Origin of the sequence: Micromonospora sp. NPDC049060, assembly GCF_040649055.1 — a bacterium.
Classification (GTDB): domain Bacteria; phylum Actinomycetota; class Actinomycetes; order Mycobacteriales; family Micromonosporaceae; genus Micromonospora; species Micromonospora reichwaldensis.
The window spans coordinates 17,375-28,729 of record NZ_JBEZEV010000003.1 but is presented as its reverse complement, the minus strand read 5'-3'; the positions used below and the strand labels follow the sequence as shown (position 1 = coordinate 28,729).

General features: G+C 74.1%; 9 protein-coding genes. 2 read left to right on the top strand and 7 right to left on the bottom strand.

Annotated features, from left to right (window positions below; translation table 11 throughout):
• Nucleotides 1-20 precede the first annotated feature (20 nt).
• Nucleotides 21-710 carry a hypothetical protein gene (locus AB0B83_RS01990; RefSeq protein ID WP_357576568.1) on the top strand — a complete coding sequence of 230 codons (690 nt, stop codon included), beginning with the start codon at nucleotides 21-23 and terminating at the stop codon, nucleotides 708-710.
• 89 nt (nucleotides 711-799) lie between these two features.
• Here AB0B83_RS01990 and AB0B83_RS01985 read toward each other — a convergent pair whose 3' ends face one another.
• The gene (locus tag AB0B83_RS01985; protein WP_357576567.1) at nucleotides 800-1,849 is read right to left on the bottom strand and encodes a hypothetical protein; all 1,050 of its coding nucleotides are present in this window, start codon (nucleotides 1,847-1,849) and stop codon (nucleotides 800-802) included.
• Between the two features lie 208 nt (nucleotides 1,850-2,057).
• Nucleotides 2,058-2,714, bottom strand: a complete 657-nt coding sequence (locus AB0B83_RS01980) for a 4'-phosphopantetheinyl transferase superfamily protein (protein ID WP_357576566.1) — start codon at nucleotides 2,712-2,714, stop codon at nucleotides 2,058-2,060.
• A 235-nt stretch (nucleotides 2,715-2,949) separates the two neighbouring features.
• Here AB0B83_RS01980 and AB0B83_RS01975 point away from each other — a divergent pair, with 235 nt between their 5' ends.
• The gene (locus AB0B83_RS01975; RefSeq protein ID WP_357576565.1) at nucleotides 2,950-3,219 is read left to right on the top strand and encodes a hypothetical protein; all 270 of its coding nucleotides are present in this window, start codon (nucleotides 2,950-2,952) and stop codon (nucleotides 3,217-3,219) included.
• 17 nt (nucleotides 3,220-3,236) lie between these two features.
• Here AB0B83_RS01975 and AB0B83_RS01970 read toward each other — a convergent pair whose 3' ends face one another.
• From AB0B83_RS01970 to AB0B83_RS01950, 5 genes are all read right to left on the bottom strand, one after another.
• Complete coding sequence (locus AB0B83_RS01970; RefSeq protein WP_357576564.1) at nucleotides 3,237-4,052, bottom strand: BPL-N domain-containing protein; 816 nt, start codon at nucleotides 4,050-4,052, stop codon at nucleotides 3,237-3,239.
• A 16-nt stretch (nucleotides 4,053-4,068) separates the two neighbouring features.
• Nucleotides 4,069-5,412 (bottom strand): heparan-alpha-glucosaminide N-acetyltransferase domain-containing protein, encoded by a 1,344-nt coding sequence (locus AB0B83_RS01965; protein ID WP_357576563.1) that lies wholly within the window; start codon nucleotides 5,410-5,412, stop codon nucleotides 4,069-4,071.
• Nucleotides 5,409-6,098: a BPL-N domain-containing protein gene (locus tag AB0B83_RS01960; RefSeq protein WP_357576562.1), complete on the bottom strand. Its 690-nt coding sequence runs from the start codon at nucleotides 6,096-6,098 to the stop codon at nucleotides 5,409-5,411. The genes AB0B83_RS01965 and AB0B83_RS01960 overlap by 4 nt, the downstream gene beginning before the upstream one ends.
• Complete coding sequence (locus AB0B83_RS01955; protein WP_357576561.1) at nucleotides 6,098-6,907, bottom strand: arginine deiminase-related protein; 810 nt, start codon at nucleotides 6,905-6,907, stop codon at nucleotides 6,098-6,100. Before AB0B83_RS01955 ends, AB0B83_RS01960 begins: the two co-directional genes overlap by 1 nt.
• 81 nt (nucleotides 6,908-6,988) lie before the next feature.
• On the bottom strand, nucleotides 6,989-11,011 hold the full coding sequence (locus AB0B83_RS01950; RefSeq protein ID WP_357576560.1) for a Pls/PosA family non-ribosomal peptide synthetase: 4,023 nt from the start codon (nucleotides 11,009-11,011) through the stop codon (nucleotides 6,989-6,991).
• Nucleotides 11,012-11,355: the final 344 nt, after the last annotated feature.

Here is an 11,355-nt window from a genome sequence, read left to right as displayed (position 1 = left end):
CGGTCACCACGCTGCGGCCCGTGGAGCGGATGGCGGGTGTGTTCTGGACGGGTGGCTGCGCGGCAGTCGTCGTCCTGCTCGTGGCGGGCGTCGTCGCGCTGGTCGTGGCGTCCCACCGGCGGGAGCGGGAGCGGCGGGAGCACTGGCGACAGTGGGCCGCCCGGTACGGCTGGACCTTCGACGAGCGGCCCCAGATCACCTGGACCGACCGGGTGCCGGGCCGCAACCGCCGGGGCGTGCGGTTCGCGCTGACCGGGACGCTGCACGGCCGACCCGCCTGCGTGGCCGAGTACGCGTACACCGAGACGCACAGCTCGACCGGCGCGGACGGCAACCAGACGACCACCACGCACACCCACACGTACGTCGTCTGCTCGGTGTGGCTGCGGCGGTCGTTCCCGGCGCTCGCGGTCGGACCGCGCCACGCGTTCTCGAAGCTGGGCCGCGCGCTGTTCGGCAGCGACACCTACGCCACCGGGCACGAGGAGTTCGACCGGCAGTGGCGGGTGGCCGCGGCGGCCCCGGGGCAGCAGGCGCTGGTCGGGCCGACCCTGATCGCCGCGCACCTGGCGGGAGCGGTGCCGGGCTGGAGCGTGCGGGGGGCGGAGCTGGTCACCTACCGGCGCGGCCGGCTGGAGGACGCCGCCCTGGTGCCGTCGCTGGTGACCCCGCTGATCACGGTCGCCGACCTGCTGGAGCAGGGCCGCTGACGAGCGCCGGCCTACCCGACGGGACGGCCGGCGGTAAGAGCGCGGGAGGCCGGCCCCCAGGGGTCCGGCCTCCCGTCACGAGCTGTGGATCACGGCCGCCAGGAGCCGGTGGTCTGGAACCTGTGCTGGTACTCCAGCGCGCCGTTCTTGTCGGCCACGTTGAACACCACCGTGCCCGCGCGTTTGCTGCCCTCGGGCAGGTTGTTGCCGGAGCCCAGGGTGTCGCCGCAGCCGGAGAGCGCGCTCGCCAGGCCGTTGGCGGTGGTGCCGTTGGCGGCCACCCAGTTGAAGTAGAACGGGTTGATGGAGCTCTTGCCCTTGGTCACCGTCGCGGTGACGTGGGCGATCAGGTACATGCCCTTGTCGGGGGGCGGGGCGTACGACCGGCAGCCCTTGGTCTCCGTGGTGAACCGGGTGACCGTGATCTCCATGGTCCCGTCGTCGTCGGAGACCACAAGGGTGGCGCCGGGCTTCATGTTGAAGGTCTCGCCCTCCCTGGCCGACGGGGACGGGCCGTCCGGCTGCAGCGTGATTCGCGGGGCGGCCCTATCCAGATCGTTCGCCGCCTTGTTGGCGCCGGCGACGAGCGCGACGACACCGCCGACGCAGCAGAGCAGGGCCAGCACGACCACCACGGCCACGACGATCAGGACGGTCTTGTTCTTCTTCGGCGGCGCGACCGGATGCGGCGGGCCGAGGGGGTAACCGGGCGCGCCGCCCGGGTAGCCGGGCCCACCGGGCGCGTAGCCGGGCCCACCGGGCGGCGGGTAGCCGGGCCCGGCGGGCGGATACCCGGGCGTGCCGGACACCGGCGGGTACGGCGTGCCCGAGGTCGGCTGGTGCGGGGCGGCCCACGGCTCGCCCGGCATCCCGGACACCGGCGGCTGCGGCACCCCGGACACCGGCGGCTGCGGCACCCCCGAGACCGGGGGCTGCGCCCACGGCTCGCCGGGCGCGCCCGAGACCGGGGGCTGCGGTGCGCCGGAGACCGGCGGCTGCGGCGCGGCCCACGGGTCGCCGGCCGGCTGCTGCGGCGGCACGGGCGGGAGCGGGGCCCACGGGTCGCCCGTGGCCTGCGGGGCGCCGGAGGTCGGCTGCTGCGGCGGGTGGCCGCCCTGGTCGGCGGGGAACTGCGGCATCGGTGCCGGCGGGTACGGCTGCGGCTGCTGCTCCGGGCTCGGTTGGTTCGGATCCTGCGGCCCGTAAGGGGGCGGGGGGTGACTCACCGTACTCCTAGGCACCTGACGACGACGGCAAACGCGGCTGACGCTACCGTGCGCGGACAACGGACCATCTTCGCGTCTCCGGCAGCGCCGCGCCGTCCCCTGTTCGGATTCCGTGCCCGGGTCAACCGGGCAGCAGCACGGCGGCGGTGCGGACCAGCGCGTCGTCGACCGCGAACCGGCCGGTGACCAGCGCGGGCGGACGGGCGAGCGGAGTCGCGTCGAGTCGCGCCGGGGCGATCCGGGCGGTGAAGGTGCCGGCGTCCGGATCCAACTCCACCAGCGCGTCGTGGAAGTCCAGCCACGTGCCGACGACCGGGTGCCACACCTTGTAGATCGTCTCCTTGGCGCTGAACAGCACCGCCGGCCAGGAGGTGCCCACCGGCAGGCGGGCGCACCGCTCCTGCTCCTCGGGCAGGCAGATCAGCCGGCGTACGCCCGCGTTGAGCTCCCTGTGTCCCTCGGCGTCGATGCCGACCGACCGGATCTCGCCGGAGCGGGCCGCGACGGCCGCGCAGTAGCCAGCAGTGTGGGTGATGGCGCCGACCACACCGGCCGGCCAGACCGGCGCCCGGTCCGCGGCCGTCGGCACCGCCACCGGGGGCACGCCCAGCGCGGTCATCGCCCGCCGGGCGCAGACCCGCCCGGCCGTGAAGTCGCGGCGGCGGCTGTCCACCGCGCGTTCGCTCAGGCAGGCCCGCTCGGCCGGCAGCAGCTCGCCGACCCAGTCCGCCGGCCCGGCCACGGCCACCGCCACGGACGGCGGCAGCAGGTCACGCATCGCCGCCTGCCGACAGGTACGACCGCACGCGCGCCCGTTCGGCGTCGAGCCCGTCGGCCGGCACCTGATCCACGGTCAGCGTCGTGGGGGCCATGGTTGGTCAAGGTACCGCAATGGCGTAACACCGGAGCGTCCCGTGGCGCTGACAGGGCGTCATCTCGGAAACGACAGTGATCCGGTGCCGTCCGATGCCGGCCGCGTTCGCCGCATCGCAGCGAGCCGAAGAAGGAGTGCGATGACCGCTGGTTCGGAGCCCTCGCCGTCCCCTGTGGACGCCCACGTCCCATCGACGCCCGGCTGGACCTGCGGCACCTGCGGCGCCGACTGGCCGTGCGAGACCAAACGCTCCCGGCTGCTGGAGGAGTACCAGTTCGACCGGCCGATGCTCAGCGTGTACCTGGGTTCCTGCCTGGCCGCCGCCACGCAGGACCTGCCGCCCGTGCCCGGGACGTCCCTGCAGGACCGGTTCATCGGCTGGCTGTCCCGGGAGCCGAGGCGTAGGTGACGGGACGCGCCGGCGGGTCACCGGGCGGGCCGGCCCGCCCCGTCCACCGTGCTCGCGATCAGGTCGTGGCCCAGGTCGAAGCGGATGCCGTCCGGGTTGGTCAGCTCCGCCTCGGCGTACCACGACCGGTCGGCTTCCGGGTGCGGTCCCACGAGCCCCACCCGCCCGGCACCGAAGGCGGTGACGACGGCGGCGGGGGCGCCGCTGTCGTAGGTGGCGAGAACGACGCCCGGCGCCCCCGGGCGCAGCTCGATCGTCGGCCCGTCCTGGAAGAACATGTGCCGGGGACTGCCGCGCCACCGGACGGGGACCACCGTGTCGTCGACGCTGTCGACGCTCGCCCCGGCGGTGCTGATGTACCGGTCGACCTTCCCGTCGATCAGTCCGAAGCCGGGTCGGGCGGCGGCGAGGTACGCCCCCAGGCAGACGCCGAGGTAGTGACCGCCGCCGTGGACGAAGTCGCGGATCTCCTCGGCGTGGTCGCGCAGCCGTCGCCAGGCCGGGCCGACGTCCCCGCCGCCGGGCTGGGCGTAGACGGCCGTCTCCGCCAGGGTGCCCCGCGAGATCTGCCGCCGCTCGTCCGGACCGCAGTACTCGGTGCGGAACCCGCCCGGTGCGGCGCGGAGCAGAGCGGCCACCGCCTCGGCGCAGCCCGAACAGGCCGCCGGCCCCCGGTAGACGAGCGCCAGCGGCCGGTCGCTGTCGGAGACGACCGCCGAGACACCCCACCCCAGCGCGGCCAGGGCGCCGGCGGCACCGGCGCCGACCAGGAGGCGCCGCCGGCTGATCCGCCGCGGCTGACCGGGCGGCAGGCCCCACGTGGTCCGTCCCATGTCGTACGCCTGCGGGTCAGTGGGGTCGCGGAGCGGTCGTCTGCCGAGGTGATCGTCGTCGCGTCGCCTCTGGTGGGTACATCGACATGCCGGCTCGGCGCAGCACGCCGTCGCGTCGGGTGACCAGCCGGCGGGCGCCGGTGGAGAGCAGCGCCAGCGGCCCTTCCAGCGGCCCACGGCCGGCGGTGGCCCACCACGCGGTGCCGAACAGCACCATGGCCAGGACCTGCACGACGTACCCGGTCATGGGCGTGAAGGAGTCGAGTTCGGAGTTCATGAACACGATGTGCGCGGTGTAGAGCGTCAGGGTCATGCTGCCGGCCGCGGCCAGGGGCACCAGCGGCACGGAGATCACCCGCCGCGCGACGGGCCCTGCGACGTGGAAGGCGAGCAGCATGCCGGCGAGTAGGGCGATCGCGCTCCCGATCGTGCCGAGCAGGTCGAGCGGGGTGCCGGTGTGCGGCGCGTCGACCGCGAGCCACCACCACGTCGAGGTGGGCGTGCTGCCGTCCCCGCCGTACACGAGGAGTTCCGTCGTCTCGGCCGCGGTCAGCCCGCTCCGGGGCTGCGTGGCCCAGATCCGCATGGAGCCCTCGTACCGGTACAGCAGGATCCACGACGCCACCGGCGCCGCGGCGGCGAACAGGACCCCGGTGTAGAGCAGCCCGACGACCACCGCCAACCGGTTCAGGGCCAACCGCCCGACCACCAGCCCGACGCAGAGGTACGCCAGCCACGTCACCGCCGGGAACTCGCCCGTCATCGTCAGCTCGCTGAGCAGCGCGCCGGGATCGTCGACGAGCTGCGCGAACGCCGGGTTGTCGAAGGTCGGCTCCGGCAACCCCGGCAGCAGGAACTGGCGGAGCACGGGCGCGCCGGCGGCCACGACGACGGCGGTGGACGCCACCAGCCAGGTCGGCAGGAACACCAGCGGGATCGCCAGCACGAACATCACCGCGTAGTAGGGCAGGATCACCGACGCCAGGGACGCGTCGGTGTAGCCCAGTGCCAACCCGATCGCGCCGATGACCAGGGCCCGGACGCCGAGCGCCGCCACGGGCCCCCCGCCAGCGGTCAGGGGAACCCGGCGCCGACCGGTCATGAACGCGATACCGACGCCGGCCAGCACCGCGAACAGGGCAGCCGCCCGGCCGCCGAAGATCGTGAACGACCAGGTCGGTCGGCCCGCGGAGTCGGACTGGTACAACGAGTGGACGGCGACCATTCCGAGCAGCGCGACCCCACGCGCGGCGTCCACACCGAGCAGGCGGAGGCGCCGGGCCGGCGGCCCGGTCGTCGCGGGCGGGGCGTCGGCGGCCCGGGCCGACACGGCGCGGCTGAGGTGAGCGGTCTGTGTCATGGCCTCATCACGCTGTCCACCAGGTCGCAGCCGAGATCCGTGCCGAGCCGGTCGGCGATCGGCAACCCGGCGTCGACGTACCAGTCGTCGGTGGCTTCGGGGTGGGGGCCGACGACTCCGACCCGGCCCGCGCCGAAGGCGGTCGTCATCGCGGCGATGGTGCCGTTCGGGTAGGTCGCGAGGATCTCGGCCCGGGCCTGCGGGCGCAGCCAGAAGTACGGGCCGTCCTGGAAGAAGAGCGTCCGTCGGCGGCCCCGCCAGGAGACCCGGACGGCGGTGTTCCTCTCCGAGTCGACCGTGGCCGCGGGCGAGGCGATGTACTGGTCGGTGTCCCCGGGCAGCAGGCCGAAGCCGGGGGTCGCCCCCGCGAGGTAGCCGCCGAGGCAGATCCCGAGGTAGTTCCCGCCGGAGTGGACGAACTGCCTGATGTCGTCGCGGTGGCGCTTCAGGTGGCGGTAGCCGCGTTTGAGGGTGCCGCCGCCGGGCTGGGCGTAGAGCGTCGCCCCGGCCAGGGCCCGACGGGTCAGCGGCAGGTTCTCGTCCGGGCCGACGTACCGGACGTCGAAGCCCCAACGGCTGGACTTGAGCAGCGCCGCCACCGCCTCGGGGCACCCGGGCAGCGTCGCCGGCCCCCGGTAGACCAGCGCCACCGGTGGCTCCGGCAGCCCGGCGTTCCACCTCGCCATCACGACCTCGCCGGCAGGGGGTTGTCGAGGGTCAGCGCGGTGCAGCGGACCCCGCCCCCGCCCTTGGCGAGTTCGGTCGTGTCGAGTTCGACGACCCGCAGGCCACGTTCCCGCAGCGCGGCCGCCAGCCGGGGCGCCCCCCTGGTCATGGTCACGGTGGTGCCGTCACTGATCAGGTTCAGGGCGAAGCGCGCCGCCTCCTCGACACCGACCTCGATCAGGTCCATGCCCAGGCCACGCAGCCGCCGGCGGCTCGGCCCGTCGAGGGCCTCCGGGCAGTAGGCGAGCGTCCGCCCCGGCTCGACGACCCCGACCGCCAGGTCGAGGTCGTACCACCGGTGGCTCACCGTCCGCAGCGGCACCACCTCGTAGTCGAGTTCCCGCGCGAGCACGGCGTGCATCCGCCGGTCGGTCCGCTGGCCGTGGCCGGCGAGCAGGAGGTCGCCGCAGGCCAGGGCGTCGCCCTGACCGCTGAACGGGTACGGCGCCTCCAGCACCTCGAAGTCGTGGTCGATCAGCCACTCCTGGAAGTACGGCAGCTCCGCCTTGCGCTCGGGTGGCGGTGCCCCCAGCACCGCCCGGCGGCCCCGCACGAGTGCGGCGTTCGCGGTGAAGACCATGTCCGGGCACTCCGGCGCCGACGCCACGTACTCGATGTGGCGCCCCGCCGCCCGGTGCGCGGCGACGATGCGCTCGTGCTCGAGGATCGCGACCGCGTGATCGGGCTGCACCTCGGTGTGCATGTACGGGTTGATCTCGTAGTCGACGCGGAAGTGGACCGCGTCGGAGACCAGCAGTGTCTTGTTCATCGAGCGTCTTCCCTCTCGGTGGGTGGATGTCGGACGGATCGGGCCGCGGTGCCGGGCGGGCCACGGCCGGACGGCGCGGCATCAGGCCGCCCGTCGTCTGGTGGTGGCCCGGGCGAGCACTCCCTGGGCGGGGAGCCCGCGCCACCGGGTGCCGGGGACCAGGTGCTCGCCCTTCATCAGCAGCGAGAGCGGGCCCAGGCTGACGTCGTCGCCGACGACGGCGTCGTAGAGCACGATGGCGCGGGTGCCGATCGTGGCGCCGGCGCCCACCGTGACGACGGACATCTTCATCACCCGGTCCTCGAACAGGTGGGTCTGCAACGACACCTCCGTGCCGACGGTCGCGTCGTCGCCGATGTCGACCAGGTCGAACTCGGTGAGGTAGGTCGTGCCGATCCAGGTGCGCCTGCCGACGCGGACCCCGAACCAGCGCAGCACGGGCGGCAGGAACGGCGTGCCGATCAGGAGCCCGACGCCGGCGGGGACCGCCGCGGCCTCGTACAGGCCGGTGACGAACTCGGTGCGCCGGACGAAGCCGCTCCACAGCGGTTCCACCCGGGGCCGGTAGGCGCCGACGACGTTGCGTTTCGTCGCCGCGCAGAACGCGATCACCGCGACGCTCGACGCCATCGCGACGAAGGGCGACACCAGCGCCGGCACGAGCAGGTCCCGGCCGTTGGCGAGTTGGGACAGCGCCAGCAGGTAGAGGTAGAAGCTGGCGCCGAGCACCGACGCGGGCAGGGTGACGCGGAAGAACTCGACGAACAGCCGGCGGGCCACCACGACGCGTGGCGGGCGGTACGTCACCTCCTCGGAGAAGGAGCCGCTGCTCTGCCGGACCGGCAGGTGCATCGCCGGTGAGCCCAACCAGGACGTGCCCTCCGGCACACCCGCGTCGGGTGGCAGCGTGCCGACGCCGATCAGTGATCCGTCGCCCAGCACCGAGCCGGCCGGTACGAACGCGGCGTTCCCGACGAAGGCCCGGCTGCCGACCGTGGTGGGCAGCAGCGCCATCCGGCCGTTGGCGTACGTCGCGGCGCCGAGGCTGGCCATGTCGGCGACGAAGCTCTCCGAGCCCAGGGTGAGCAGGTCCGGGTCCAGGTGCGCGGCGGTGGAGACCTCGGCGCCGGGGCCGACCCGGGCACCGAGCAGGCGCAGCCAGGGCCCGGTGTAGAGGGTCGCGTAGAGCGAGTTGGTGAACATGAGGCTGGACTCGAGCAGCTTGTCGGCGATCCACTTGCGTACGCCGAGCATCGAGCGGACGTGGTGGTGGGCACCGACCGGCACCCGCGGCAGCACGAGACGCTTGCCGGCGGCGACCAGCGCGCAGACGGTGAGCACGTAGACGACACCGGCCGGGATGGTCGCGACCAGGCCGGCGAGCAGGCCCCGGGTCAGCAGCACCCACCACACCAGCGCCACGCTGGGCAGGACCATCGCGATCGCCCCGATCTCCAGCCCGATCAGGCCGGCCAGCGCGGCGGCGATGTGGTGCGGACGCCAGCCACGTCGCAGCGGCTGGTGGCTGAGCAGGGATTCCACGGTGGGGGCGAGCCGGGGGGTCGGAGCCGGCGGTGAGCCCGCCCACCGTGCCCCGGGTGGCACCGCCTCGCCGTTGACGAGGACGGACTGCTCGCCGAGGCCGGCGTGGGCCCCGATCGAGGCGCCGGGTTCGAGGACCGCGTTCGCGCCGACGAAGGCTCCCGCCCCGATCGTGACCGACCCGACGACGACCCAGCCGTCCTCCGCCCGCCACGGCCGCAGCGACACGCCGTACCCGATCGCGGCGTCCCGCCCGACGGAGAGCAGGCTCGGCAGGCTGATCGCGCTCGTCGAGATCGTGGTCCGGCGGCCGATCCGGGCACCGAGCAGCCGCAGGTAGGTCGCCATCAGCGGGGAACCGCTGAGCACGGGCAGCGGCCCGACCGCCAACAGCGTGTTCAACGCCCAGAGCCGGACGTAGGTGAGCCCCCACAGGCGGTACCGGCCGGGCCGGATGCCCGCCGCCAAGGGCCGGGCCAGCAGCACCGGCAGCACCCAGCGCACGCCGAGGTAACTGAGCAGGATCGCGACCATCAGCTCCGCCAGGACGCGGGCCGACACGAAACCGTCGTTGCGGGTGTAGACGTAGGAGACGGGGAGCGTGACCGCCAGCAGCAGCAGGTACATCACCGCCACCTGGCCGGACCCGGCCAGCGCGATCCGCCGGCTGCCGTGCCGCAGCGGCGCGGGGCGGGGCGGTGCGGTGTGCGCGCCGGTCCGGGGCGCGACGCGGAGGCGGGCGGCCATGCCCCGCACGGTCGGGTGGGCGTACAGGTCCCGGACCGCCGGGCTCACGCCGACCTGGCGGGCGCGCAGCAGCGACACCACCCGTGCCGCGAGCAGCGAGTGCCCCCCGAGGTCGGCGAAGAAGTCCGCCTCGACCGAGAGCGTCTCGGCCTCGATGCCGAACGCCTCCGCCCACGCCGCGCGTACCTGCTCCTCCAACGGGCCCTCGGCGGCCACCAGCGGGCCGGTGGGGAGGGCGAGCCGGCGACTCGGCGTGGGCAGCCGTCTCCGGTCGACCTTTCCGCTGGGCATGGTCGGCAGCGCGGTCACGACATCCAGGAAGGCGGGCACCATGTATCCGGGCAGCCGGGTCTGGAGGGTCTGGCACAGCCGGCCGGCCAGTTCCCCGTACCCGCCCTCGTCGCCGTCGTGCGTGACGAGGTAGGCGGCCAGCTCGTGGGGGGCGTCCGGGCCGTCGGCGACCGGGACCAGCGCGGCCACGGCCTCGGCCACGTCCGGATCCTCCAGCAGTACGCTCTCGATCTCACCGAGGTCCACCCGATGTCCACGGATCTTGACCTCGGAGTCCGCCCGGCCCAGGTACTCGATCTCGCCCTGCGCGGTGATCCGGCCGAGGTCCCCGGTGCGGTACAGCCGACTCCCGGACGGCGCCAGCGCGTGTTCGATGAACCGGTCGGCGGTCAGCTCCGGGCGCCCCACGTACCCGCGCGCCACCCCTGGGCCACCGATGCAGATCTCACCCACCTCGCCGTCGGCGACCGGCTGCTGCCGCTCGTCCAGCAGCACCACGGAGTAGGTCGGCAGGGGGCGCCCGATGGTGACCGGGTTTTCCGGGAGCAGCTCCCCCCAGGTCGCGGTGACCGTGGCCTCGGTCGGCCCGTAGGTGTTCAGGATCCGTCGGCCGGGCCGGCTCCACCGCTCGACCAGTTGCCCCGGGCAGGCCTCGCCGCCGACGAGCAGGTTGCGGATGCGGGGCAGGTCGCGCGGAATGGTGGCCAGCAGGGTGGGCACGCAGTAGAGGACGGTGACGCGTGCCTCGTCCAGGAAGTCCGCCAGCTCGGCGCCGAGGCGGCGGGAGTCGTTCGGGCCGGCCACCAGCGTGGCGCCGACCGACCACGTCGGCCAGATCTCCTCGATCGCGAAGTCGAAGGCGATCGTCATGCCCTGGTAGACCCGGTCCGTCGCGCGCACGTCGTACACGCCGGGCACCACGTCGAGGAAGTTGCAGATGCTCGACTGCGCGACCTCGACGCCCTTGGGCCGACCGCTCGACCCGGAGGTGTAGATCACGTAGGCGCTCGGGTCCCGAGTGCCGTCGTCGTCGAGTTCCGGCCGGTCGTCCGGTGCGGCGGCGAGTTCGGCGGCGCACCCGTCGAGGACGAGTGCGGGCCGGCCGCCCACCCGGTCGGCGAGCGCGGAGGACGTCAACGTCAGGTCGACGGCGGAATCCTCGGCGATGTAGGCGACCCGGTCGGGCGGGGACTCGGGGTCGATCGGCACGAAGGCGGCGCCGGCCTTCCCCACGCCCAGCAACGCCACGTACGTCTCGACGGAACGTCGCAGCAGGATGGCCACCCGCGAGCCGTCACCGACACCGAGCGCGCGCAGGCGGTGGGCCAGCCGGTTGGCCCGCTCGTCCAACTCTCGGTAGGTCAACCGGGTGCTGCCGCACTCGACGGCGACGGCCGACGGGTTCCGGTCGCAGGCGGACTCGAACACGTGGTGCAGACGCCGCCCGCGCGCGACCTCGCCGCGGCCCCCTGACCCCGGCGCGGGATCGACGACGAGCGAGCCGACCACGACGTGCGTCGCCACGTCCGGAAGATGCTCCGGTCGCGGGGGCGACGTGGGCGTACCGGTGAGACCTACCTGCTTCACGGAACCGCGAACCTCCTGCTCGAACACGAATCAGCAACCGGCGCCGGCTGGGGAGCCCCGCCGCGGGCCGCTGCGATCACCCGCCTCCGTGACAGGTGAGTTCCGCAGAGGACGGACGCGGGACCCGAACGATGGGCAGCGGGATGTGCCGCGATGCCCGCAAGGCAGCACGGAGTGGCACAGGGGTGTGGTCGGTGTCGCCCGAACGGCTGGCCGTCGCTGTGGTCAGCCAGCCCTACCGCTCAGGAAATGGCGGGGCTGATCGGTCGAGGATGGGGCGG